General features: G+C 44.4%; 21 protein-coding genes. 19 read left to right on the top strand and 2 right to left on the bottom strand.

Features of this window, described 5'->3' with window-relative positions:
- Positions 1 to 2 precede the first annotated feature (2 nt).
- Genes qseG through glnB form a run of 4 tightly spaced genes read left to right on the top strand, consistent with a single transcriptional unit; the run spans position 3 to position 4,167 of the window.
- Positions 3 to 815 (top strand): two-component system QseEF-associated lipoprotein QseG, encoded by an 813-nt coding sequence (gene qseG, locus ACIH2S_RS12820; protein WP_108478534.1) that lies wholly within the window; start codon positions 3 to 5, stop codon positions 813 to 815.
- A complete protein-coding gene (glrR, locus tag ACIH2S_RS12815) occupies positions 812 to 2,152 on the top strand; it encodes a two-component system response regulator GlrR (protein ID WP_036949464.1) in 1,341 nt (446 codons plus the stop codon). Before qseG ends, glrR begins: the two co-directional genes overlap by 4 nt.
- 41 nt (positions 2,153 to 2,193) lie before the next feature.
- Positions 2,194 to 3,816, top strand: a complete 1,623-nt coding sequence (locus ACIH2S_RS12810) for an NAD+ synthase (protein WP_154609825.1) — start codon at positions 2,194 to 2,196, stop codon at positions 3,814 to 3,816.
- A gap of 12 nt (positions 3,817 to 3,828) precedes the next feature.
- Entirely contained in the window at positions 3,829 to 4,167 is a 339-nt protein-coding gene (gene glnB, locus ACIH2S_RS12805) for a nitrogen regulatory protein P-II (protein WP_004921424.1), read from the top strand.
- 184 nt (positions 4,168 to 4,351) lie between these two features.
- On the opposite strand, the gene hmpA is transcribed toward glnB, so the two are convergent.
- A complete protein-coding gene (gene hmpA / locus ACIH2S_RS12800) occupies positions 4,352 to 5,551 on the bottom strand; it encodes an NO-inducible flavohemoprotein (RefSeq protein WP_430247524.1) in 1,200 nt (399 codons plus the stop codon).
- A gap of 350 nt (positions 5,552 to 5,901) precedes the next feature.
- Here hmpA and glyA point away from each other — a divergent pair, with 350 nt between their 5' ends.
- Positions 5,902 to 7,155: a serine hydroxymethyltransferase gene (gene glyA / locus ACIH2S_RS12795; protein WP_036949469.1), complete on the top strand. Its 1,254-nt coding sequence runs from the start codon at positions 5,902 to 5,904 to the stop codon at positions 7,153 to 7,155.
- Positions 7,156 to 7,285: 130 nt separating this feature from the next.
- Positions 7,286 to 8,437, top strand: a complete 1,152-nt coding sequence (locus tag ACIH2S_RS12790; protein WP_036949471.1) for a 3-phenylpropionate MFS transporter — start codon at positions 7,286 to 7,288, stop codon at positions 8,435 to 8,437.
- Positions 8,438 to 8,519: 82 nt separating this feature from the next.
- On the opposite strand, the gene suhB is transcribed toward ACIH2S_RS12790, so the two are convergent.
- Positions 8,520 to 9,323: an inositol-1-monophosphatase gene (suhB, locus tag ACIH2S_RS12785; protein WP_108478536.1), complete on the bottom strand. Its 804-nt coding sequence runs from the start codon at positions 9,321 to 9,323 to the stop codon at positions 8,520 to 8,522.
- A 124-nt stretch (positions 9,324 to 9,447) separates the two neighbouring features.
- Here suhB and trmJ point away from each other — a divergent pair, with 124 nt between their 5' ends.
- From trmJ to pbpC, 13 genes are all read left to right on the top strand, one after another.
- Entirely contained in the window at positions 9,448 to 10,179 is a 732-nt protein-coding gene (gene trmJ, locus ACIH2S_RS12780; protein WP_036949475.1) for a tRNA (cytosine(32)/uridine(32)-2'-O)-methyltransferase TrmJ, read from the top strand.
- Between the two features lie 117 nt (positions 10,180 to 10,296).
- Positions 10,297 to 10,794 (top strand): Fe-S cluster assembly transcriptional regulator IscR, encoded by a 498-nt coding sequence (iscR, locus tag ACIH2S_RS12775; RefSeq protein ID WP_036949477.1) that lies wholly within the window; start codon positions 10,297 to 10,299, stop codon positions 10,792 to 10,794.
- Positions 10,795 to 10,917: 123 nt separating this feature from the next.
- Positions 10,918 to 12,132 (top strand): IscS subfamily cysteine desulfurase, encoded by a 1,215-nt coding sequence (locus tag ACIH2S_RS12770; protein ID WP_036949479.1) that lies wholly within the window; start codon positions 10,918 to 10,920, stop codon positions 12,130 to 12,132.
- 24 nt (positions 12,133 to 12,156) lie between these two features.
- Entirely contained in the window at positions 12,157 to 12,543 is a 387-nt protein-coding gene (gene iscU / locus ACIH2S_RS12765) for a Fe-S cluster assembly scaffold IscU (protein ID WP_036949481.1), read from the top strand.
- Positions 12,544 to 12,747: 204 nt separating this feature from the next.
- Positions 12,748 to 13,071, top strand: a complete 324-nt coding sequence (iscA, locus tag ACIH2S_RS12760) for an iron-sulfur cluster assembly protein IscA (RefSeq protein ID WP_036949483.1) — start codon at positions 12,748 to 12,750, stop codon at positions 13,069 to 13,071.
- A gap of 112 nt (positions 13,072 to 13,183) precedes the next feature.
- Positions 13,184 to 13,705: a co-chaperone HscB gene (hscB, locus tag ACIH2S_RS12755; protein WP_036949485.1), complete on the top strand. Its 522-nt coding sequence runs from the start codon at positions 13,184 to 13,186 to the stop codon at positions 13,703 to 13,705.
- A 12-nt stretch (positions 13,706 to 13,717) separates the two neighbouring features.
- Positions 13,718 to 15,568 (top strand): Fe-S protein assembly chaperone HscA, encoded by a 1,851-nt coding sequence (hscA, locus tag ACIH2S_RS12750; protein ID WP_036949486.1) that lies wholly within the window; start codon positions 13,718 to 13,720, stop codon positions 15,566 to 15,568.
- Positions 15,569 to 15,570: 2 nt separating this feature from the next.
- Positions 15,571 to 15,906: an ISC system 2Fe-2S type ferredoxin gene (fdx, locus tag ACIH2S_RS12745; RefSeq protein ID WP_036949488.1), complete on the top strand. Its 336-nt coding sequence runs from the start codon at positions 15,571 to 15,573 to the stop codon at positions 15,904 to 15,906.
- A 164-nt stretch (positions 15,907 to 16,070) separates the two neighbouring features.
- Positions 16,071 to 16,271 carry a Fe-S cluster assembly protein IscX gene (gene iscX, locus ACIH2S_RS12740; protein ID WP_006661301.1) on the top strand — a complete coding sequence of 67 codons (201 nt, stop codon included), beginning with the start codon at positions 16,071 to 16,073 and terminating at the stop codon, positions 16,269 to 16,271.
- A gap of 244 nt (positions 16,272 to 16,515) precedes the next feature.
- Positions 16,516 to 17,811: an aminopeptidase PepB gene (gene pepB, locus ACIH2S_RS12735; RefSeq protein ID WP_036949490.1), complete on the top strand. Its 1,296-nt coding sequence runs from the start codon at positions 16,516 to 16,518 to the stop codon at positions 17,809 to 17,811.
- A gap of 113 nt (positions 17,812 to 17,924) precedes the next feature.
- Complete coding sequence (locus tag ACIH2S_RS12730) at positions 17,925 to 18,377, top strand: enhanced serine sensitivity protein SseB C-terminal domain-containing protein (protein ID WP_036949492.1); 453 nt, start codon at positions 17,925 to 17,927, stop codon at positions 18,375 to 18,377.
- A gap of 240 nt (positions 18,378 to 18,617) precedes the next feature.
- Positions 18,618 to 23,657 carry an alpha-2-macroglobulin family protein gene (locus tag ACIH2S_RS12725; RefSeq protein WP_108478538.1) on the top strand — a complete coding sequence of 1,680 codons (5,040 nt, stop codon included), beginning with the start codon at positions 18,618 to 18,620 and terminating at the stop codon, positions 23,655 to 23,657.
- Between the two features lie 232 nt (positions 23,658 to 23,889).
- On the top strand, positions 23,890 to 26,211 hold the full coding sequence (pbpC, locus tag ACIH2S_RS12720) for a peptidoglycan glycosyltransferase PbpC (RefSeq protein WP_349487910.1): 2,322 nt from the start codon (positions 23,890 to 23,892) through the stop codon (positions 26,209 to 26,211).
- Positions 26,212 to 26,304: the final 93 nt, after the last annotated feature.

Raw genomic sequence — 26,304 nt, 5'->3', positions numbered from 1 at the left:
TAATGCAAAACAGGTCTACAGATTTCTTGGTGGTATTGTGTAATGCAGTACTGTCGAAGACAAAAACAATCTCAATTCGCCGTGGGGCAGGTATTAAGTCTTCCCGCGTTGGTACTCCTTTGGGAATAATTCTATTCTCGCTCATTTTAACAGGATGTGTGGCGAAGAACGGTCAATCACCATTAGAAACTCTAGCCAAAGTTGTTATCCCAGAAGTGAAAACCACGGATTACCGTTACGCTTCTTGCGAATCAATTTGGGAAAATCAAGAACCTGTCTCACAGGAAAATGCCCTCTATTGGTTACGCATGATGGGCTGTGTGGACAGAATGGATGCTGACAAAGCGCGTGCTGAAGCGAAAAAGATTGAAGTGAATGATTGGTCTACTTCATTTACTAAAAACATTCTATTAGGTTCAGCGGAGCCTACAATCGCTGAACGTCGCCAAATGCTCGATAGCATCAACACCTATAGTTTGAGCTTCCCAACGCCAATTCGCCCATTATTGCAATTGTGGCGCGAACAGCAGGTTCAAGCGATCAACCTTGCAGATGCGAATGCACGTTATAAACGTATGCAGCAAGAGATGGATGCAAAGCTTGACCGCCTAAAAGAAGATAATGCCAAGTTGCGTTTTGAGCTTAATAATACTTCCCGCAAGTTAGAAAACTTAACGGATATTGAGCGACAGCTCTCTTCTCGTAAGAAAAATGCGAATGAAGTTGAAAAAGAAGATGAAGCCGCTGTTGCTGCGCCAACAGAAACGAAGCCAGCTTCAGCCGAACAGAATTCCTCGGAGAATAAAGCACAATGACCGGTCGTAAGTCAGCTAACTTACTTTTGGTGGATGATGACCCTAGCCTGCTAAAACTGCTTGGTATGCGTTTGAGTAGTGAAGGTTTTAAAGTCTCTACAGCGGAAAGTGGACCTGAAGCACTAAAATTACTCCAGAAAGAAAAAGTCGATCTCGTGATTAGTGATTTACGAATGGATGAAATGGATGGCATGGCGCTGTTTGATGAAGTGCAAAAAGCCCATCCTAATCTTCCGGTGATTATTCTCACTGCTCATGGTTCGATTCCTGATGCGGTTGCGGCAACGCAGCGCGGGGTATTTAGTTTCTTAACCAAACCCGTTGATAAAGACGCGCTTTATAAAGCCATTGATGAAGCATTAGCATTATCTTCCACACCGATTAGTGATGAAGAGTGGAGCGCTGGCATTGTCACGCGTAGCCCGCTAATGATCCGTTTGCTTGAACAGGCTCATATGGTGGCACAATCGGATGTGAGCGTGCTGATTAATGGGCAAAGTGGTACGGGTAAAGAAGTATTAGCGCAAGCGATTCATAAAGTGAGCCCACGTGCTCATAAACCGTTTATCGCAATTAACTGTGGCGCATTACCTGAACAATTACTTGAGTCTGAACTGTTTGGGCATGCTAAAGGTGCGTTTACCGGTGCAGTCAGTAGCCGTGAAGGGCTATTTTTTGCTGCCAGCGGTGGAACGCTCTTTTTAGACGAAATTGGTGATATGCCAATGCCGCTGCAAGTCAAATTACTGCGTGTTTTGCAAGAACGTAAGGTTCGCCCGCTAGGTAGTAACCGCGATTTAGATATTGATGTCCGCATTATTTCTGCGACCCACCGTAACCTACCGAAAGCGATGGAAAAAAACGAGTTCCGTGAGGATCTCTATTATCGCTTGAATGTAGTGAACCTGCGGATCCCTGCATTGAATGAACGCGCGGAAGATATTCCATTATTAGCTAATCATTTATTACGTGAAGCTGCTAGCCGCCATAAACCATTTGTTCGTAGTTTTTCGAGTGATGCGATGAAGTGCTTGATGACCGCAAGCTGGCCCGGAAACGTACGCCAGTTGGTGAACGTGATTGAGCAGTGTGTCGCATTGACGACCTCTCCAGTGATCAGCGAAGCTCTCGTTAGCCAAGCGCTGGAAGGAGAAAATACGGCGCTACCGACTTTTGTTGAGGCGCGTAACCAATTCGAATTAAATTATCTGCGTAAGCTATTGCAGATGACCAAAGGCAACGTGACCCAAGCTGCGCGCATGGCGGGACGCAACCGTACCGAGTTTTATAAATTACTTGGGCGTCACGATTTAGAAGCGAATGATTTTAAAGAATAAAACCTTTTTAGCCTAAAGGATTAAGGGAGAACAAACACGTTATGAGCCGTAAGCTTAATATCTCACTGGCACAACTTAACTGGCTGGTTGGCGACATCGAAGGCAACTGCGATCGTATGTTGCAAACTGTTGAAGAACAGGCTGAACATACTGATATCGTCATGTTTTCTGAGTTGGCTCTAACAGGGTACTCCCCTGAAGATTTACTCTTCCGCCACGATTTTGAAGAGCGATGCACCACACAATTAAAACGTTTACAACAAGCTAGCGGCCAATGCGGGATTATCGTGGGTCATCCGTGGTACGAAGAGAATGAAATTTATAACGCATTATCATTTTTCTACCAAGGCAAGCTATTAGCCCGTTACTTTAAGCAAGAACTACCTAATTACGGTGTTTTTGATGAGCCTCGTTATTTCACTGCGGCGGAAAAAACCTGCGTGGTGGAATTCAAAGGTTATCAGCTCGGTTTACTGATTTGCGAAGATATTTGGTATGACGAGCCGATTGATGCGGTGAAAGGGGCGGGGGCTGAATTGGTGCTTACCATCAATGCCTCACCATATGATTTAAATAAAGAACACATTCGCAGTGACTTGCTGGTGGAACATGCTCAGCGTACCGGTTTGCCGATTGTTTATCTTAACCAAGTGGGTGGACAGGACGAGCTCGTGTTTGATGGCGGCTCGAAAGTGCTGGCAAATAAAGGCAAGCAAGTCTACCAAATGGCTGAATTTGCAGAGCAAGTGGCAACAGTTACATTTGAAGATGTAAAACTAGTGACTGAGCAGCCGAAGCAACCTGAAGCGTCTCAAATCGCGCAGGTGTATCAAGCATTAGTTCTAGCAACCCGCGATTACATCAACAAAAATGGCTTTAATGGCGCGATTTTAGGATTATCTGGCGGGATAGATTCAGGATTAACTGTGGCGATTGCGGCGGATGCTATCGGTAAAGATCGCGTTCAAGCGGTCATGATGCCGTTCCGTTACACTTCTGAAATGAGCATTCATGATGCTAAAGAGCAGGCGGAATTACTGGGTGTTGAGTTTGATATCGTTTCCATCGAACCGATGTTTGATGCCTTTATGGCACAATTGCAGCCGATGTTTGAAGGGACTCAACCGGATACCACGGAAGAGAATTTACAAGCCCGTTGTCGCGCCGTGATCTTAATGGCGATGTCCAATAAGCGCCGCCGTTTAGTGCTGACGACTAGCAATAAAAGTGAATCTGCAGTTGGGTATTCAACGTTGTATGGCGATATGGCAGGGGGCTTTGATGTCCTGAAAGATGTGCCAAAAACGCTGGTCTTTGAACTGGCTAAATATCGTAATACAATATCGCCAGCAATTCCGCAGCGCGTGATTGATAGACCACCTTCAGCGGAGCTGGCTCCAGGGCAATTAGACCAAGATAGTTTACCGCCATACGATGTGTTAGATGCCATCTTAGACGGTTATGTAGAAAAAGATTTATCTGTGGCTGACCTTATCAAGCTCGGATTTGATAGAGAAATTGTTCGCAAAGTTGTGCGTCTTGTCGATATTAACGAATATAAACGCCGTCAGGCTCCTGTTGGACCGCGGATCACAATGCGTAATTTCGGTAAAGATCGTCGTTATCCGATTACCTCAGGTTTTGGCCGCAAAAACTGGTCATAACAGGAACTGAAAATGAAAAAAATTGATGCAATTATAAAGCCATTCAAACTTGATGATGTGCGCGAAGCGTTAGCCGAAGTGGGGATCACCGGTATGACGGTGACTGAAGTTAAAGGTTTTGGTCGCCAAAAAGGTCACACTGAACTGTATCGCGGTGCAGAATATATGGTGGATTTTTTACCAAAGGTAAAAATTGAAATCGTTGTGCCGGACGATATTGTAGAAAGCTGTGTAGAAACCATTATGCAAACGGCGCAAACCGGCAAAATCGGTGATGGAAAAATCTTTGTGTATGATGTTGCTCGCGTCATTCGTATTCGTACAGGTGAGCAGGACGAAGAAGCGATTTAATTTTGTTCTAGTTGGCGGTTAGCTTTTGGGCTAGCAAGTTAACTAGAATGAAAAATGCGGTAACGGGATAAATATATCTTACATGGGATGATAATATATTTATATGCGAATCCGTTACCGCAAAAATTAAAAATTTATATAAACTAAATCTTTAAAAACAATTCACTATAATGAATAACTGCGATTAATTTAATGGTAATACTTTATGAGGACCAAAACACTCATAATGAATATTATCGGCAGTGACACCCATTTCAATTAGCTGTTTTCCAACATGCTGCATAAAGCCAACTGGTCCACAGAAATAGAATTGCATATTTGGCTGAAGCACTTTCTCTTTGACTTGCGTTAAATCCAGTAATCCACGGTATTGGTAATCTTTACCCTGTTGATCTTGTGGTGCTGGTTGATTAAACCAGACCGCTGAATGACCTTGGGTATGCTGTGACATCAACTGGCTAACTTCTTGATTAAAAGCGTGTACATCCCCATTTTCAGCGGCGTGCAACCAATTCACAGGTGCTTGATGTTGGTGCATAGTGAGGTGGTTAAGCATGCTGAGCATTGGTGTTAAACCGACGCCAGCAGAGATTAAAGTCACTGGCGTTTTCGGTTCTACATCAAGGTAAAAGTCACCGCAAGGTGGCGCTAAACGAACAATATCACCCTCATTGAGATTTTGATGTAAGAAGCCTGAAACGATGCCTTGCTCTTCACGTTTCACCGCAATACGGTAGGTTTTCCCATTTGGCGCAGTAGTGAGTGAATACTGGCGAATCTCTTGATTTTCAAAACTATTTTCATTCAGATACACAGTAATATATTGCCCTGGACGATAATCCGCCACCGCTTTACCATCTATTGGAGTGAGTTCAAAACTGGTGATAACGGCACTTTGAGGCTGTTTTTTAGTGACTTTAAATTCACGTAAACCTTCCCATCCGCCAGATTTTTCCGCATTTTCATGGTAAATCGCGCTTTCACGGTTAATGAAAATATCCGCCAGTACGCCATAAGCTCTTCCCCATGCGTCCAATACTTCCTGACCCGGGCTCAGTAGCTCATCAATCGCAGCAAGCAGGTTTTCCCCGACAATTGGATAATGTTCTGGTTTGATATTTAAGCTGGCGTGTTTTTGCGCAATTTTCTCCACTGCACCAATTAATGCTTCAGGGGTTTCAATATGGATGGCATAGGCACAAATAGCGTTGAATAGGGCTTCACGCTGATCGCCATTCGTTTGATTTCTCATATTGAAAATACCTTTTAGCTCAGGATGTTGTTTGAACATTCTGTCATAAAAGTGAGCGGTTAATTTAGGGCCAGTTGCTGCGATGGCAGGGATGGTGGATTTAATTGTGGCGATAGTTTGTTGATCAAGCATACAGGTACTCCTGAATTATTTTCATAATATTATAAATCTATAAACATGTATTTTGTATGCAACTTATAGTATTTAGCGGGAAATGTAAATAATTAACGCATCAAAAAGTGGGGGAATTCACCGCAAAATTAGAAGTAGCTAGCAAAGTTAGATATTCGTCTCGGTATTATTGAAATGTGCGCTATTATATTTTGTGTTGTTTAAAGGTATCTGAAAGCAAAAAAATTAATGCAATCGTTTGCGTATATTTTTTCTTAGGGGCTATCTCAACGACGAAAAAGAGTTTACACTGTCAGTCATTAAGTTGAATTGATTGTTACCTTATTGAATTGCTGAGGCAGGAGAAGCGAATGTTAAAGCGTGAAATGAATATTGCAGATTACGACCCACAACTGTGGGAAGCAATGGAAAAAGAAGTACAACGTCAAGAAGAACACATTGAATTAATTGCTTCTGAAAACTATACCAGCCCACGAGTTATGCAGGCTCAAGGCTCTCAGCTGACCAATAAGTATGCGGAAGGTTATCCAACTAAACGTTATTATGGTGGTTGTGAATTCGTTGATGTGGTTGAACAATTAGCTATCGACCGCGCAAAAGAGTTATTTGGTGCTGACTACGCAAACGTACAGCCACACTCAGGTTCACAAGCTAACGCTGCCGTCTATATGGCGCTGCTGCAACCAGGTGACACAGTATTAGGTATGAACCTTGCACACGGCGGTCACTTAACTCACGGTTCCCCAGTAAACTTCTCCGGTAAACTGTATAACATCGTTCCTTACGGTATCGATGAAAGCGGTAAAATCGATTACGACGATATCGCGGCTCAAGCGAAAAAACATCAACCTAAAATGATCATCGGCGGCTTCTCCGCATATTCTGGTGTGGTTGATTGGGCTAAAATGCGTGAAATCGCAGACAGCATCGGTGCTTACCTGTTCGTTGATATGGCTCACGTTGCGGGTCTAGTAGCAGCGGGTGTTTATCCTAACCCAGTTCCACATGCTCACGTAGTTACTACAACTACGCATAAAACATTAGCGGGTCCACGTGGTGGTCTGATTTTAGCTAAAGGCGGCGACGAAGACCTGTACAAGCGTTTGAACTCTGCGGTATTCCCAGGTTCGCAAGGTGGTCCTCTGATGCACGTTATCGCAGGTAAAGCGGTAGCACTGAAAGAAGCGATGGAACCTGCGTTCAAAACTTACCAGCAGCAAGTCGCTAAAAATGCGAAAGCAATGGTGGAAGTTTTCCAAAAACGTGGCTTTAAAGTGGTATCTGGCGGTACTGAAAACCACCTGTTCTTGGTTGACTTAGTTGACAAAGATATCACAGGTAAAGACGCTGACGCTGCACTGGGTCGCGCAAATATTACTGTAAACAAAAACAGCGTACCTAATGATCCGAAGAGCCCATTTGTGACTTCTGGTGTACGTATCGGTTCTCCTGCAATTACACGTCGTGGCTTCAATGAAGCAGATGCACGCGAGCTAGCTGGCTGGATGTGTGATATTCTGGATAACCTCAATGACGAAGCGACCATTGAAGCTGTTAAACAGAAAGTATTAGCTATCTGCAAAAAATACCCAGTTTATGCATAATGGCGATATGCCCATAAAGTAAGCTGAATTAGCACGATAAACCCGCTTCTACACTTTGTAAAAGCGGGTTTTTTGTTGTCAGTTGTAAACCCCTTCATCGAGAGGGTGATATGAAAATAAGGGAGGAGTGATGGTTATTCCATCAACGCGTTGGCTAGCGATTGATTATTTTACCTACTTTTTTGCCTACAGTATTTTCTTACCATTTTGGTCAGTGTGGCTACAAGGTGAGGGAATAGATGCAGAAATGATAGGGCTGTTGTTAGGTATCGGGCTTGCGGCGCGTTTTCTCGGTGCTATGTTTATCACCCCCCAAGTCAAAGAGCCTTCCAAGCTGATTAATGCATTACGATTACTGGCGGCGCTTTCCCTTATTTTCTCCATTGGATTTTCGTTCGGCTCCCATTGGGCGTGGCTGATGTTTGTCATGATAGGGTTTAACCTCTTTTTTGCGCCTATGGTGCCATTAGGGGATTCACTGGCAGGAACATGGCAAAAACAGTTTACTTTTGATTATGGCAAAATCCGTGTTTGGGGCTCCATCGCCTTTATTATTGGCTCATCGTCGATGGGCTATTTCGCTGGCGTGTGGGGACATACCTCTATCATGGTAGCGTTGGTGGTAAGCTGCGCCGCTTTATTACTGGGGGCGATGCTAAAACCAGCAATTATGCCCGCAGGTGTGGCAAAAATAGATGGCGCAAATAAGGTCTCCTTCAAACAGCTGATTGCCGATAAAAACGTGCTGTTGTTTTTAATTTGTGTAACGTTATTGCAAGGTGCTCATGCTGCGTATTATGGATTTGCTTCACTGTTCTGGAAAGAAGCGGGTTATTCCGATTTAGTGATCGGTAATTTATGGTCACTGGGTGTGGTGGCAGAAGTGATTGTCTTTATGCTGAGCCATCGATTATTCCGACGTTGGAGCGCACGTAATTTACTCTTATTATCCGCTGTTTGTGGGATTGTCCGTTGGGGAATGATGGGGGCATTTACCGCATTACCAGTTTTAATTATTGTTCAAATCTTACATAGCGGAACCTTCACCGTTTGCCACTTAGCGGCAATGCGCTTTATTAGTGCGCGTAAAGAAAATGAAATCATTCCGCTACAAGGCGCTTATTCTGCATTAGCGACTGGGGGAGGGCTTGCGGTGATCACGATTATGGTCGGTTATATTTATGAACGTATGCCTGAACAACATGGCGTTGTGTTCTATTTGATGGCGCTCTTGGCTGTGCCTGCGCTGTTTATTCGACCAAAAGTGACGGCTCAGTCTTAGGTTGAAGTTGTCGCAACGCAATAATAAAAAGGGCGCTTAGTTTTCACTAGCGCCCTTTTTAGCAAATTTAACGAGGGTTAAATTAACGTTTTAATGCTTCAGATAATTCATCTTTCATTGCAGCCAGAATATCGCGAACAACGCGTGGGCTGCCTGCGACTAAGTTACCCGATGCTAAATAGTTATGACCACCTACGAAGTCAGTCATGATCCCGCCAGCTTCACGCATGATCAGTTCACCGCCTAAGAAATCCCATGGTTTTAAACCGATTTCAAAGTATGCATCTACACGACCTGCCGCCACGTAACATAAATCCAGAGCTGCTGAACCTGTGCGACGGAAATCTGCACATTGGTCAAACATTTTGCCCATGATGTTCATGTAGATAGAAGCGTGTTGCTTATGTTTGAATGGGAAGCCTGTTGCGACAACTGCGCCTTCAAGGTCGCGCTTCTCAGCCATACGTAAACGGTAGCCGTTCATTTGAGCGCCTTGACCACGTACTGCAGTAAATAATTCGTTACGCATTGGGTCATAGACAGCAGCAACCTCTGTACGACCTTTTACGCGCACAGCGATAGAAACTGAGAAGTGAGGGAAACGTTTTGTGAAGTTGGTGGTGCCATCCAGTGGATCAATTACCCATTGAATATCATCATCTTTACCTAATAACTCACCACTTTCTTCAGTGATGATAGTGTGGTCTGGGTAAGATTTACGAATAATATCAACGATGATTTGTTCAGCGTCACGGTCAACGTTAGTGACGAAATCGTTAGCACCCTTTTGGGTTACTGTTACGTTCTGAGGATCTTCATAGTTTTTAGCTATGTAATTACCAGCCTTACGTGCAGCACGTATGGCGATGTTAAGCATCGGATGCATGGGTATTTTCCACTGGGATGTTAAAGAACGAAAATCAAGAGACGCAAAGTATATAGATGTTCGTCACAATAAGCAATTTTGTGTTAGACTCTTGCGATTAATTTTTCATGACAACGTATAAACCATGCTAGAAAATATTCGTATCGTTCTTGTTGAAACCTCACACACTGGCAATATGGGCTCAACCGCTCGCGCAATGAAAACCATGGGGCTTTCAAATCTCTATCTAGTTAATCCACTCGTCGAACCTGATTCTCATGCTATCGCGTTATCCGCGGGGGCAAGTGATGTGATTGGTAATGCAAAAATCGTAAAATCTCTCGATGAAGCATTAGAAGGGTGCAAATTAGTCATTGGTACCAGCGCACGTTCTCGTACACTTTCTTGGCCAATGGTCGAGCCTCGTGAATGTGGCGTGAAATCTGTTGAACAATCAAAAGAGTCACCCGTCGCGATTGTTTTTGGTCGTGAGCGCGTCGGTTTAACCAACGAAGAATTGCAAAAATGTAATTACCATTTGTATATTCCGACCAATCCAGAATATGGTTCGTTGAATTTGGCAATGGCGGTTCAATTAGTTAGCTACGAGATCCGCATGGCGTATTTGGCAATTGCTGAAAAAAATACGCAAACATCGACCGATGATGAGGTAGAATACCCACCGGCTGAAGATTTAGAACGTTTCTATGTTCATCTTGAAAGCGTATTGAATGAATCGGGCTTTATTCGCAAGGCGCATCCAGGGTTAATTATGAATAAACTGCGACGTTTATTTACCCGTGCCCATGTTGAAACCCAAGAGTTGCACATTCTTCGCGGCATTTTGACATCAATGGAAAAATGGGCGAAAAAATGAGGTTAATGCCGTGGTAAAGTGAGCATAATACTTGAGTAAATTAGTCAGGTAAATAGTTGACCAAATTACTCGGGTATGTCACAATTGCTGCATATTTTACCACGGAGTATTTATGTTATGAGACTCACTTCCAAAGGGCGTTACGCAGTAACTGCGATGCTAGATGTCGCGTTACACTCTCAGACAGGTCCAGTACCTTTAGCTGACATTTCTGAACGTCAGGGAATTTCCCTCTCTTATCTTGAGCAACTCTTCTCTCGTTTACGTAAAAACGATTTAGTTTCTAGTGTTCGCGGTCCTGGTGGCGGTTATCTGCTTGGGCGTGATGCTGACCAAATCTTTGTTGCTGAAGTAATTGCTGCGGTTGATGAATCCGTAGATGCAACCCGTTGTCAGGGTAATAAAGAAGGTTGTCAAAATGGCGACCGCTGCTTAACTCACGCATTATGGCGTGACCTAAGTGATAGAATCACCAGTTTTCTCAGCAGCATCAGCCTAGATGAGCTGGTTAAGAATCAAGAAGTTCTGGATGTTGCTGATAGGCAAGATAATGAAAAGCGTAAAACAATGCCGAACGGCATTACGCCAGAATCCATTATCAATGTTCGTGCCTAAAATAGATTATAAATTGCAGTCGATCACCAAATGGTGAAAAAGCCCAACCTATAGCGGCTTGCACCATTGGGATCATTAAAAAATTAAAGGCAAAGTTGTCTTGTCCTTTGGAGTATGTGAGCAATGAAATTACCGATTTATCTAGATTATTCAGCAACTACGCCTGTCGATCCGCGCGTTGCTGAAAAAATGATGCAATGTCTAACAATGGATGGGAATTTTGGTAACCCAGCATCTCGTTCACACCGTTTCGGCTGGCAAGCTGAAGAGGCGGTAGATATTGCTCGTAATCAAATCGCTGAATTAGTGAATGCTGATCCTCGTGAAATCGTCTTCACATCAGGTGCAACAGAATCTGATAACTTAGCTATCAAAGGCGCTGCCCAGTTCTATCAGAAAAAAGGCAAGCACGTCATTACTTGTAAGACAGAACATAAAGCAGTTCTGGATACATGCCGTCAATTAGAGCGTGAAGGTTTTGAAGTGACTTACTTAGCACCTCAAAGCAACGGTTTAATTGACCTGAAAGAGTTAGAAGCGGCAATGCGCGAAGACACCATTTTAGTGTCAATCATGCACGTGAATAACGAAATCGGTATTGTTCAGGACATCGCTACAATCGGCGAATTATGCCGTAGCCGTGGTATCGTATTCCACGTTGATGCCACTCAAAGTGTTGGTAAATTACCTATCGACCTGTCAACGTTAAAAGTTGACCTGATGTCATTCTCTGCACACAAACTGTACGGACCAATGGGTATTGGCGCACTGTATGTTCGTCGTAAACCACGCATTCGTTTGGAAGCACAGCAGCACGGTGGTGGTCATGAACGTGGTATGCGTTCAGGGACTTTACCTGTTCACCAAATCGTGGGCATGGGCGAAGCTTACCGTATCGCTAAAGAAGAAATGGCTCAAGAATCTGAACGTCTGCGTGGTTTACGCTTACGTTTATGGAACGGTATTAAAGATATCGAAGAAGTTTACCTGAACGGTGACTTAGAAAATGGTGCGCCGCACATTCTGAACGTCAGCTTCAACTATGTTGAAGGTGAGTCATTAATGATGTCGCTGAAAGATTTAGCAGTTTCCTCTGGTTCAGCATGTACTTCTGCAAGCTTAGAACCTTCATACGTGCTGCGTGCTTTAGGTATGAATGACGAACTGGCTCATAGCTCAATTCGCTTCTCTTTCGGTCGTTTTACGACTGAAGAAGAAATTGACTATGCAATTAAACAAATTCATGGTGCGATCGGCCACTTACGTGAGCTGTCTCCTTTATGGGATATGTTTAAAGCAGGCGTAGATCTCAACAGCATCGAATGGTCTCACCATTAATCAGACAGTTTCAGGAGTTTAAAAATGGCTTACAGCGAAAAAGTTATCGATCATTATGAAAATCCACGTAACGTCGGTTCATTTGATAACAATGATCCAAGCGTGGGTAGCGGTATGGTAGGTGCACCTGCTTGTGGTGACGTTATGAAGTTACAAATCAAAGTAAATGATGACGGTATCATCGAAGATGCACGCTTTAAAACCTATGGTTGCGGCTCTGCAATTGCATCAAGTTCACTGGTAACTGAGTGGATGAAAGGCAAAAGCTTAGACGAAGCTGAGTCAATCAAAAATACAGCGATCGCAGAAGAGTTAGAATTACCGCCAGTGAAAATTCACTGCTCAATTCTGGCTGAAGATGCAATTAAAGCTGCTATTGCTGATTACAAAAGCAAACGCCAAGGCAAATAATAGATAAATATCAGTTAGTAAGGGCTGTACCTTAGAGCATATAAACAACAAAAATAGACAGCCCACGACTGATAGTTAAACTCAAATTAATTAAAGATGTATTTATTATGCAACTTTAAATATAATGAGTTGTACCGATGATTTGAAGGCGGATGCTAATAATTTCTAGCATCTGCCTTGTTTGTTTCTAAAGTGAGGTTTGCAATGTCGATTTCTCTTACTGAAAGTGCAGCGCAACGAATTCAATCTTTTTTGAATAATCGTGGTAAAGGCGAAGGCTTGCGTTTGGGTGTAAGAACTTCAGGTTGCTCGGGAATGGCATACGTGCTTGAATTCGCTGATGTAATTAATGAAGAAGACACCGTTTTTGAAGACAAAGGTGTTAAAGTCATCGTCGATGGCAAAAGCATGGTTTATTTAGACGGCACTGAGCTGGATTTCGTAAAAGAAGGCTTAAACGAAGGGTTTAAATTTAATAACCCTAACGTTAACAGTGAATGCGGATGCGGTGAAAGTTTTCACGTATAATGTCTTCAAATGAGCATGACTTTGACCAATGTAACTAACGTGGCGTTAATGACCACATGATCTTTAGCTAAGCTTAGCTACATTGGTACCCGGTTCGAGAAACTGAGCACTTATGGATTACTTTACTCTTTTTGGGCTAACCCCTAATTACGCGATTGATAGTGAGCAACTCACACATCGCTTTCAAGAATTACAGCGACAATATCATCCCGATCGCTTTGCAACCTGTTCAGAACAGGAAAAAATGCAAGCACTACAACATGCTGCAACTATCAATGCGGCATATCAATCCCTTCGTCATCCGCTGAAACGTGCGGAATATATGCTGTTACTACATGGTTTTGATATAAATAACGAACAACATACCATGCATGACACCGCATTTCTGATGGAGCAACTCGAATTACGCGAAGAGTTAGATAACATCGAAAATAGCCCACAAGCCCTTGAACGGGTGTCTGCCTTTATGAAAAATGTCAAACAAATGCAGCAGACGCGCAGCGCTTTGATGGTTTCAGAACTCGATGCGATGCAGTGGGAAAAAGCCGCTGATACCGTCCGAAAATTGCGTTTTCTCGATAAGTTACAGCAACAAGCTGAGCAACTCGAAGAACGGTTACTAGACGACTTTTAAGAGAAAACGATTATGTCTTTATTGCAAATTAGCGAACCAGGAATGACTGCCGCGCCGCACCAACGCAAGTTGGCTGCAGGGATCGATCTTGGTACAACACACTCTCTGATTGCCACTGTTCGTAGTGGTGAAGCTGCTGCATTGCCCGATGAAAAAGGGCGCTATTTGCTTCCTTCTGTAGTCAATTATCAAGCAGATAACCGCATTGTGGGTTGGGAAGCGAAACAATTATCCGAACAAGATCCTGTCAACACCGTGATTTCGGTGAAACGCATGATGGGGCGTTCATTAGCGGATATTCAAAAACGTTACCCTGATTTACCTTATCAGCTAACTGCTAGCGAAAATGGTTTACCATTTATTCAAACGGCAGCAGGGCAAGTGGATCCTATTCAAGTTTCTGCTGACATTTTAAAAACGTTGGCAAAACGCGCAGAGCAAACTCTTGGCGGTGAAATGGATGGCGTGGTGATCACGGTTCCAGCTTACTTCGACGATGCCCAGCGTCAAGGCACCAAAGATGCAGCTCGTTTGGCGGGCTTGCATGTTTTGCGTTTACTGAATGAACCTACTGCCGCCGCGATTGCTTATGGCTTAGATTCCGGTCAAGAAGGGGTTATCGCCGTTTATGATTTAGGTGGCGGCACATTTGACGTGTCGATTTTACGCCTGAGCCGCGGTGTCTTTGAAGTGTTGGCAACAGGTGGTGACACGGCGTTGGGTGGCGATGATTTTGACCACGTATTAGCGCAGTGGATTGCACAGCAAGCGGGGCTTTCCATTCAGGGTGATCACCATTTAACGCGCCAATTATTGAACATTGCCACCGAAACAAAAATCGCATTAAGTGACGCTGATTCCGCGACAATCACTTTGCCAAATTGGCAGGGTACAGTGAGCCGTGAAACGTTTGAATCGCTGATTGAAACCCATATTAAACGCACATTAATGGCATGTCGCCGTGCCTTAAAAGATGCTGGCGTAGAACATGACGATGTCTTAAATGTGGTGATGGTCGGTGGTTCGACTCGCGTACCATTAGTTCGTGAAAAAGTGGGTGAGTTTTTTGGTCGTACACCATTAACCTCCATCGACCCAGATAAAGTCGTGGCTATCGGCGCTGCAATTCAAGCGGATATTTTAGTGGGTAATAAACCAGACAGCGACATGCTGCTATTGGATGTTATCCCGCTATCATTAGGTTTGGAAACCATGGGCGGTTTGGTGGAAAAAGTGATCCCACGAAATACCACCATCCCTGTCGCTCGTGCGCAAGAGTTCACAACATTTAAAGATGGACAAACCGCCATGAGCGTTCACGTTGTACAAGGTGAGCGTGAAATGGTTTCGGATTGCCGTTCATTAGCGCGCTTTACGCTGCGTGACATTCCGCCAATGGCGGCAGGTGGCGCACATATTCGTGTCACATTCCAAGTGGATGCAGATGGTTTACTCAGTGTGAGTGCCATGGAAAAATCCACGGGTGTTGCCGCATCGATTCAAGTTAAGCCATCCTACGGTTTAACTGACACCGAAATTTCAACCATGATTAAAGATTCAATGACTAACGCGCAAGATGATTTAAATGCGCGCCGCCTAGCGGAGCAAAAAGTTGAAGCGGCAAGAGTGCTTGAAAGTTTAACGAGCGCATTAGAGCAAGATGCACATTTACTGACTCCAACCGAAGAGTCAGAAATTGATAATGCGGTCAATGAGTTAATCCAAGCAGTAGAAGGTACAGACCCTACTGTTATTGAAAATGCAATTAAACAACTGGATAAGAAATCCCAAGAATTTGCCGCTCGCCGAATGGATGCATCTATTCGTCAGGCGCTGTCAGGCCATTCTGTGGATGAGATATAATTATGCCTAAAATCGTTTTTTTACCTCATAGTACGTTATGTCCGGAAGGTGCTGTAGTCGAAGCACAAGAGGGCGAATCTATTTTAGACGTAGCACTGCGCAATGGAATTGAAATCGACCATGCCTGCGAAAAATCCTGTGCATGTACAACCTGTCACTGCATCGTTCGTGAAGGCTTTGACTCTCTCGAAGAAAGCAGCGAACTCGAAGATGACATGCTAGACAAAGCCTGGGGCCTAGAGCCAGAAAGCCGTTTAAGCTGTCAAGCACGTGTTGCGGATGAAGACCTCGTTGTGGATATTCCGAAGTATACGATTAACCATGCTCGCGAGCACTGATGCTCGTCATATTTCGCACTGTAGCGTTGTTAGCTGCATTCGTTAACCCTAGTCACATACTTGTGTATGCTCCTAGGGATTAACTATTTTGCCGCCTAGCTACAGCACGAACTATTTAGAGCGGTATAATCCCAAAAACTGACTTTGTATAATTTGGAAAAAATATGAGCCTAAAATGGACAAACAGTCGTGAAATCGGTGAAGCGCTCTATGATGCTTACCCGGATACAGACCCAAAAACCGTGCGTTTCACGGATATGCATCAATGGATCTGCGACTTAGAAGATTTTGAGGATGACCCGCAAAAATCTAACGAAAAAATCCTCGAAGCTATTCTATTAGTCTGGCTGGACGAGTACGAATAAGTTTCGTGGATAAAAAACCGGATAGCGCTGAATAGGTTGCATCCGGTTTTTTTTTCGTCTGTAACAGACTGCATAAGAAATTAAAATGATTCAAAAGAACCTATTAGTCTGATAGAAACTAAACTCAATAACGTTGCCATTTTTAGGGTATAGTTGGCGAATTAGCAAAGATTGATAGCAGAAAGTGATAAGCTAAATTCAAGATCCCGCAATAATCAACTTAGTGGATAAAGTGAGAAGAATAATGACCAAACAAATTATGCCAGTCATGATTACATGCGAAGCTGCGGCACCATGCTGGGGTGAAGGCGCTCTATTAAGTTCAAACGATAAAGGCATGACTATCCACCTTAAGCATCCGGGTAAGCTGTGTGCTGTACAAAGTGCTGGTCGTAAGTTAGATAGCCAAGGCATTCGCAATGTTTCATTAACGGGCGAAGGTTGGGACTTAGAAAAAAGTTGGGCATTTTGGCAAGGTTTCCGCGCACCAAAAGGGGCGAGAACTATCGAATGGCCAGCATTGCAAGAAGCGGATCGCAAAGAATTAGAACAGCGCATCAATACCATTGATTGGGTTCGCGATATTATCAATGCGCCAGCAGAAGAATTAGGTCCAGAGCAACTGGCTCAACGTTCAATCGATTTACTGTGCAAAGTAGGAGCTCAAGATATCAGCTACCGCATTGTCAAAGGCGATGACCTATTAGAGCAAGGTTATGCAGGTATTCATACTGTGGGTCGTGGGTCTAGCCGTCCTCCAGTATTGCTGGCATTGGATTACAACCCAGGTAAAGATGAGAAAGCGCCTGTATTCGCCTGTTTAGTCGGTAAAGGCATTACCTTCGATTCAGGGGGTTATAGCATTAAGCCATCTGCTTCAATGAACTCAATGAAAGCAGATATGGGCGGCGCAGCAACATTAGTGGGTTCTTTAGCGCTGGCGATCACGCGTGGTTTAAACAAACGCGTAAAATTATTCCTGTGTATCGCAGACAACATGGTTAGCGGCAATGCCTTTAAATTAGGGGATATTATCCGTTATCGTAATGGCAAATCTGTTGAAATCATGAACACAGATGCTGAAGGGCGTTTAGTCTTAGCGGATGGTTTAATTGATGCAAGCAAAGAGAAACCAACGTTATTAATCGATGCGGCAACCTTAACTGGGGCTGCGAAAACAGCTGTGGGTAATGACTACCACTCGGTACTGAGCTTTGATGACAAATTAGTGGCAGAATTAATGTCAGCATCAGATGAAGAGTTCGAGTTATTCTGGCGCTTACCATTAGCTGAATTCCATCGTCAACAACTGCCTTCTGGTTTTGCTGACCTGAACAATATTGCAGCGCCTTCGCATACTGCGGGTGCAAGCACTGCGGCAGCCTTCTTGTCTCACTTTGTTGAAAATTATCGTCAAAACTGGGTACATATCGATTGTTCAGCAACTTACCGTAAATCGCCAGTGAGCTTATGGGCTGAAGGGGCAACCGGTATTGGTGTGAGAACATTAGCTAACTTACTTCTCAAAAAATCAAAATAATTCACGTTATAATGAAATCGCAGTGGTGCAGTCAATGCAGCCTGCGATTTTTTCTTTAACATGAATGGTTTTTGAATTTAGACGATATTATTTTTGGTTGTAGAGGATATTGAATGACGCAACAATCCCAAAACCTAACAACAGACTCGCAATCCGATGTTCAGTTTACTGAACTCACGGTGCCAGAAGGCTCTTCATTAAAATTAAGCGTTCTCGAACAAGAACCTGAAGAATTGACAGCGGCGCTCAGTGAATTTTTTAAACAACATAAAGTCGTACGACGCGCGTTTATTGTTTCGGTCCAAGAAGCAGAAGATGAACAATTTGATGATATTTTGATGATAGCGTTGGAATTTGTTCCAGGCGCAGAAAATATCGATGAAATTATTCAAGAAGCTGGCGCAACCGCATGCGAATATATCGATGAGGATGAATCCATTGATTTTTGCATCGTTAACGAAGACGAAAAAGGGTTAAGCCACTTTATTACCCAGCACGTTGCGCCATTTTATCAACGCCGCTTAGGCAGCTTTTTGCGCGACAGTATTCCCATCAAAAATACCTAATTCTCTCCTTACTCAAAATAAAGACCGGACTTCTCCGCGTCTTTATTTTTTCATGCTGTTTTTTCCGTTTTGTCTGATAGGTGTTGGTGTTACATTCTGTTAAATTATGTATTCAATTAATGCGCATACTTATTATTGCGGATTACACACTAAGCTCAATCATCGCAACGTATTTAAGTTCAAGGATTTTCTTGGGCTTCATGAACATAATAAATTAACTTAATAAGGGATGGGGCGGTAATGAAACAACAATCAAGTTGGACTTCATTGGCGGGTCTAAAAACGAAAAAGCGTTATGTAGCATTAGCCTTAGCGTCCGTTATGGCATTAGCGGGCTGCGATAATACTGACGATACCACGAAAAAAGAGGGTAATGTCTCAACCTCAGCGGCAGAAACGAGTACCAAAACGGCGCCCGTTGCAGAACAAAAACAGGCTGCGCCTAAGCTTTCCAATGACGAGTTAGCGAAGAAATATGCCGGGAAAGATCTGGAAATTTTGGATGCCTCGGAATTGCAGCTAGATGGTGCAAGCGCCATGGTCGTGACATTCTCGGTGCCTTTACAACCAAATCAAAACTTTGGTCAATATTTGAATCTGGTGGATGTGAAATCAGGCAAGCTGGATGGAGATTGGGAGTTATCTGATAACCAGATGGAATTACGTTTCCGCCATTTACCGCCATCGAAAGAATTAAACCTTTCGGTTAATCCGGGAGTGAAAGCGGTCAACGAACGTACCATCAACAACAGCTTTGAGAAGAAATTCCAAACGGCGCAAATTATTCCAACCGTTGGGTTCGCAAGTAAAGGCTCTTTACTGCCAAGCAAAGTTGCCCAAGGCTTGCCTGTCATCGCGCTGAACGTGGATAAAATCGACGTAAATTTCTTCCGTGTCGATGAAAAACAATTACCGCAATTCCTCGCGATGTGGCAATACCGCAGTAACTATGAATATTGGTATTCCGATGAATTCCTCGACAAAGTCGAATTAGCCTATACCGGGCGTTTCGATTTAAACCCAGATAAAAACACCCGCCAATCCATTCTGTTGCCATTAAAAGATATCAAAGAGTTGCAACAAGATGGCGTTTATTTAGCGATCATGCAAAAAGCGGGTAGCTACAGTTATCAATTCCCTGCGACAGTCTTTACGCTTAGTGATATCGGCGTGTCATTACATAGCTACCATGATCGTGTGGATATTTTCACCCAATCATTAGCCAAAGGTTCGGCGATTAAAGGCGTCGAGCTGCGGATTTTGGATGAAAAAGGTCAATTAGTGACCAAAGGCACGACTGATGGTGACGGTCATGCTCAGTTAGACAAACTGGCTGGCGGCAAATTATTACTGGCAACCCACGAAGGGCAAACCAGTATGATTGACTTGACTCAACCCGCATTAGACCTGTCTGAGTTTGATATTTCAGGTCCTTCAGGCTATGCAAAACAGTTCTTTGTGTTCGGTCCTCGTGATTTATATCGTCCGGGCGAATTACTGCTAGTGAATGGTTTACTGCGTGATGGTGATGGTCAGCCAGTGAAATCTCAGCCAGTCAAAGTGGATGTCTTAAAGACGGATGGTCAGGTCTACAAGAGCTTTGTATGGCAAGGGGATGAAAAACAAGATGGTTTGTATCAGTATCAGCTAGAGATCCCGAAAAATGCTGAAACGGGTGGTTGGTCGCTGCGTTTTGATTTAGGTGATGGTTCACCACTGCGTTATTACAAATTCAATGTTGAAGATTTTATGCCAGAGCGTATGGCGCTGGATATTACAGGTAGTGAAAAGCCAGTATTAAGTTCGCAGCCCGTTGACTTTGACATTAAAGGTCGTTACCTCTACGGCGCCCCAGCAGCGGATAATCAGTTGCAAGGTCAAGTGTTGCTGAAAGCTAATCGTGAAGCGGTTGCGAAATTGCCAGGCTTTGAATTCGGTGCGACGAATGAAGAAGGCTTACCGCGTAAGCTGGATGAGTTTGACTTAACCTTAGATGGTAGCGGTGAAACCGTGATCTCCTTACCGCAAAGCAACTGGGAATCAACGCGCTCTCCAATTACAGCAGTTCTGCAAGCTAGCTTATTAGAAGCAGGCGGTCGTCCTGTGACTCGCCGTGCTGAGCAAGCGATTTGGCCAGCGAAAAAATTAGTGGGTATTCGTCCTCTCTTTGAGAAAAAAGAGATCTACGATTACCGTACAGACCGCTACGCGAAGCGTTATAACGTCGATGAAAATTCATTAGCTGAGTTTGAAATTGTCATGTCAGATATGGCAGGGCACAAACTGGCAGCGGAAAACCTGACTGCGCGTTTAGTGTATGAGCGTCGCGATTACTACTGGAGCTGGTCAGAAAGCGGTGGTTGGGTTTCTAACTACGATCAGAAAGATCTCGTGGTGGCGAATGAAAATATTTCTATCGCCAAAGATGGCACCGCGAAGATCTCATTCCCAGTGGATTGGGGCTCATTCCGTTTAGAAATTACCAACCCTGAAAATGAGTTAGTCAGCAGCATTCAATTCTGGGCAGGCTTCTCTTGGCAAGATAATACCGGAGGCAGCGGTTCCGTTCGCCCTGACCAAGTGAAATTAAGCTTGAACAAGCCAGCATACTTACCGGGTGAAAAAGCCAAAGTCCGTATCGAAGCGCCAAAAGCAGGTAAAGGTTACATTCTGCTTGAATCGAGCAGCGCGCCATTATGGTGGCAGGAAATTGATGTTCCAGCGGGCGGGTTAGATGTGGAAGTGCCGGTGAATAAAGAGTGGGCGCGCCATGATTTATATATCTCTGCGGTGGTTGTTCGCCCAGGAGATGACTCCAAAGAGGCGACCGTTAAACGCGCTGTTGGGGTATTGCATCTGCCGCTAGCTGATGAAAATCGTAAGATTTCACTGGCGCTGAACGCACCGACAAAAATGCGTCCAAATGAAGATCTGAAAGTGAAGATCAAAGCTACTGCTCAAGATGGCAAGCCACTGCCTGAAAAAGTGAACGTGTTGCTGTCTGCGGTGGATACGGGCGTCCTGAATATCACCGATTTCAAAACACCAGACCCATACGATGCTTTCTTTGGGCGTAAACGCTACAGCGTTGACCAATATGATGTGTATGGTCACTTAATTGAAGGTCAAGGTAAGTTAGCCAACCTGCGCTTTGGTGGTGATGGTGAAGATGCAGCGCTGGAGCGTGGTGGCATGAAGCCTCTGACAGAGGTACAAATCATTGCGGAACAAGCGCAACCTGTCATCTTAGACAAAAATGGCGAAGGCGAAATTACGCTGGCAATTCCTGATTTTAATGGCGAATTGCGTTTAATGGCACAAGCATGGAACCAAAAAGATTTTGGTCATGCAGACAGTAAGGTCGTTGTTGCGGCACCATTAGTGACGCAAATGTCGATGCCTCGATTTATGGCGGGTGGCGATAAATCTTACTTCGCGTTAGATCTTACCAATATGACCGACAACACGCAGAATGTGACCGTCACATTTAAAGCGTCGGGCATGGTGAAATTAGACGGTGCACCAACTCGTGATATTGAACTGACCAAAGGCAAACGTACCACAGTGACATTGCCAGTCAGTGCTGATTATGGCTTTGGTGAAGGCGAAGTATTCATGACTATCAACGGCGTAAAAGTCGAAGGGGAAGCGGAGAAAGAGTACAAAAACAGTTGGAAAGTTGGCGTGCGTCCAGCACAACCAGCCGAAACCGTGGCATTTGCTACCGCGATCGAACCGGGTGAAATTTGGTCATTACCAACCAACGATTTTGCTTATTTACAGCAAGATACGCTGGAAGGGCAAGTGCTGTTAACGAGCCGTCCGCCGCTGCAAATTGCACGCTATATTCGTGAGCTGTTTGCGTATCCATACGGCTGTTTAGAACAAACAGTGAGCGGGCTGTATCCATCACTGTTCTCGACACAAGCTGAACTGCAAAAACTGGGTATTAATTCACAAACTGACGCAGATCGCCATAAAGCGATTGAGTTAGGCATCCCGCACTTACTGAGCATGCAGCGTGATGACGGTAGCTTCTCTCTATGGGATAAAATGGGGCGTGAAGAGTATTGGTTAACTGCGTATGCGACGGATTTCTTAAACAAAGCGAACCAACGTGGTTTCTCTGTACCGCAAAGTGCATTGAATAACGCTAACGCACGCCTGTTAAGTTACCTGCAAGATGGTAGCCAAGTGAGTTATCCGTACACGGATCAGCCAGACGCATCCCGTTTTGCGATCCAAGCCTATGCGGGCTTAGTGCTAGCAACTCAGCAAAAAGCACCATTAGGGGCACTGCGTCAAATCTATGGTCAAGCTAACAATGCGACTAGCGGTTTAGCGTTAGTTCAACTGGGTGTTGCATTAAACCTGATGGGTGATAAAGCGCGTGGTGAAAGTGCCATTATTGATGGTATGAAGAAACAAAGTGCACGTTACAGCAGTATTGGTGATTACGGCTCAGCTATCCGTGATGATGCGATGATCGTGGCATTACTGAATGAATATAACTTAATGCCAAAATCTCGTGACCAAAAATTGCAAACGCTGTCTAACAATCTGACTTCGCAGAAGTATTTCTCGACTCAAGAGAGCAATGCCCTGTACTTAGCGGGTCGTTTCTATGCCAATGAGACAGAAACACCATGGAAAGCGCTAGTGAATGGTCAAGAGCCTCCATTGGTTTCAGATAAACCAGTGAGTGAGTTCTTAACTAAACAACAGCTAGTGAATGGTTATAGTGTTGAAAACAGCGGTACCAGCACACTGTATACTCGTTTGAATGTTGTCGGCTATCCGATGCGTTCACCGAAGCCATATTCAAATGTGCTGGATATCAAACGCAGTTACTACGATATGAAAGGCAACCGTATTTCAATCGATAGATTAAGAAGCGGCGAAATGGTAGTGGTGAAGTTGGAAGTGAATGCCAACCAAACTGTCCCTGATGCATTGGTGGTGGATTTATTACCTGCGGGCTTAGAGTTGGAAAACCAAAACTTAGCCAATAGCAGCGCTAACCTCAGTGAATCAGCGCCAAATCTGCAAGAGATGATTGATGATATGCAGCAATCGCAAATTCGTCACATGGAATACCGTGATGACCGTTTTGTGGCGGCAGTGGAAGTTCAGCAATATCGTCCAACCACACTGGTTTACTTAGCGCGCGCGGTTACGCCGGGTGTGTATAACAAACCAGTGCCACAGGTGGAATCCATGTATGTGCCAGAATGGCGTGCAACGGGTTACTCCGATGGTCAGTTGGAAGTGGTTCGTTAATTCATATTAAATTAGAGAATCATTGAATTAGATGAAGATAAAGAGGGAAGCGTGTGTTTCCCTCTTTGTGTTATCAGGCGAAAATCAATAAATTGATTTTCCTTGTTAATTTTACAACCCAAAAGAGCCATTTCCAAACCTGATGGGTTTGTTAATGGTCTGAGAGGGAAACGTTTGTTTCCCTCTTTTTTAGTATCATAAAAACAAATAATAACTCTCGGTATATTGACGAATGAAGAGATGGCTACGTCGCATTGGGTGGACGCTACTGGTTTTGGTCGTGGTATTGCCACTGGCCTTTTTAGCAGCAGATAAAATTTGGCCTTTGCCAATCAAGCAGATTGAAATGGCACGCACGGTCGTCGCGGGGGATGGGACTCCGTTATGGCGTTTTGCCGATAAAGAAGGAATTTGGCGTTTCCCTGTTAAGTTGGACGAGGTTTCGCCGGAATATATTGACGCGTTATTAACCTATGAAGATCGCCATTTTTACCAGCATCCGGGGGTTAACCCATTTTCGTTAATGCGGGCGGCAGGGCAGTTAGTGAGCTCAGGACGCATTGTCTCTGGGGGCAGTACCATCTCAATGCAGGTGGCAAGGCTGATTGACCCACATGAGCGCACGTTTGGTGGCAAACTCAAACAGTTATGGCGTACTGCACAGCTGGAATATCACTATTCTAAAGATGAAATCCTCGAAATGTATCTTAACCGAGCACCTTATGGGGGTACGATTGAGGGAATAGGTGCTGCCAGCTGGGTCTATTTGAATAAATCCCCTGCAAAATTGACCGCAAGTGAAGCGGCATTGTTTGCGGTTTTACCACAAGCGCCAAGCCGTTTAAGACCTGACAGATACCCAGAACGGGCGCAAGCAGCACGAGATAAAGTACTCGACAGACTGGCTGAATACCAAGTTTGGAGCACTGAAAAAGTCAATGAAATCAAGCAAGAGCAAATCTGGCTTGCCCCACGTAAAAATCCGCATTTAGCACCATTACTGGCGCGTCGGATGGTCAAAGATTCCCAAGAATCCATCGTGGAAACTACCATTGATGCTAGCCTGCAAAAGCAGCTTGAAGATATGGCGATGAACTGGAAAAACCAATTACCTAAGCAAACTTCCTTAGGATTGCTGGTGGTTGATCATACGGATATGAGCGTGAAAGCTTACATCGGATCGATTGATTTTCAGGATAATAATCGTTTTGGTCACGTAGATATGATCAGTGCGTGGCGCTCACCGGGATCAACACTCAAGCCATTTTTATATGCGCTGGCAATGGATGATGGTTTGATCCACGCCGAATCACTGTTGCAGGATGTGCCTCGTCGATTTAATGATTATCGTCCCGGTAACTTTGATAGCGGCTTTAATGGTCCTGTCAGTGTGAGTGATGCGTTGGTGCGCTCATTAAACTTGCCCGTTGTGCAACTGCTGGATGTCTATGGCAGTAAGCGTTTTGCGGCGCAATTACGTAATGTGGGCACAGAACTGCGTTTCCCCGTTGGCGGAGAACCTAACTTGTCGTTGATCCTCGGGGGAACGGCGGCACGAATGGAAGACTTAGTGTCAGCTTACAGTGCATTTGCTCGCCAAGGAGAAGTTTCTCCACTGCGTTATCGACCGACAGATGTTATCCGCGACCGCAAGTTAATGTCTCCGGGGGCCGCGTGGATTGTTCGCCGGATTATGGCAGGAGAAGCCCGCCCAGTCCCTGATGCTAATTTATCGGGACAGCCAAATCTTGCATGGAAAACAGGGACTAGTTACGGATACCGCGATGCTTGGGCTATTGGTGTGAACCCACGTTATACGATTGGTGTTTGGGTTGGGCGTCCTGATGCAACGCCAGTTGCAGGGCAGCTTGGCTACGCCACAGCAATTCCAATTATGAACCAAGTAAATAACATGCTGCTGACGCGAATTTATCAATCTCGAGAAGTGCTTCCGAAAGATTCAAGACCCGCGAGCGTTAGCCAAGCCGTGATCTGCTGGCCAGGGGGAACCTCATTACTGAAAGAAGATAGTAATTGTCGCCAGCGCCGTTTGAGCTGGATTTTAGATAATACGATTCCACCAACGCTAATGGCACGGGATCAAGAATCCTCTCTTGGACTCAGACAAAAAGTGTGGGTGAATGAGCAGGGGCTACAAGTTGCGCCAGATTGCCCAAATGCCCAAGAAAAAGAGATCCATTTATGGCCGATTACCGTAGAGTCGTGGTTGCCTGTAAGTGAAAAACGAATAAATCGACTGCCTAAGCCGGATGCCGTTTGTCCGCCGTTAAATCTTGAAATGCCACCATTATTAATTTCAGGTATCCGCGAAGGGGAGGTTCTCCAACGTTTACCCGGAAAAACCAGTTTAGACCTGCGTTTACTCACTCAAGGTGGACAAGGGCAAAAATGGTGGTTTTTAAACGGCGAGCAAGTGAACAATACCGAGCAAAATGGGGCAATTTTGCTGACGCTCGAAAAAAGTGGAAACTACCAAATATCTGTCTTAGATATGAGCGGACAGGTCACCGCTATCAACTTTAAGGTGAAGTAATAGCATAAAACGACGACTTAATTAAAAATCTAGCATTTTTTGCTATGAAAAGATTAACAAAATGTTGATGTGACTGTAGGAAATTGTAATCCA

Origin of the sequence: Providencia lanzhouensis (genome assembly GCF_050469745.1) — a bacterium.
Taxonomy (GTDB): Bacteria; Pseudomonadota; Gammaproteobacteria; order Enterobacterales; family Enterobacteriaceae; genus Providencia; species Providencia lanzhouensis.
Note: the sequence above shows the minus strand (reverse complement) of the source record. Positions and strands in the feature narration are given on the sequence as shown.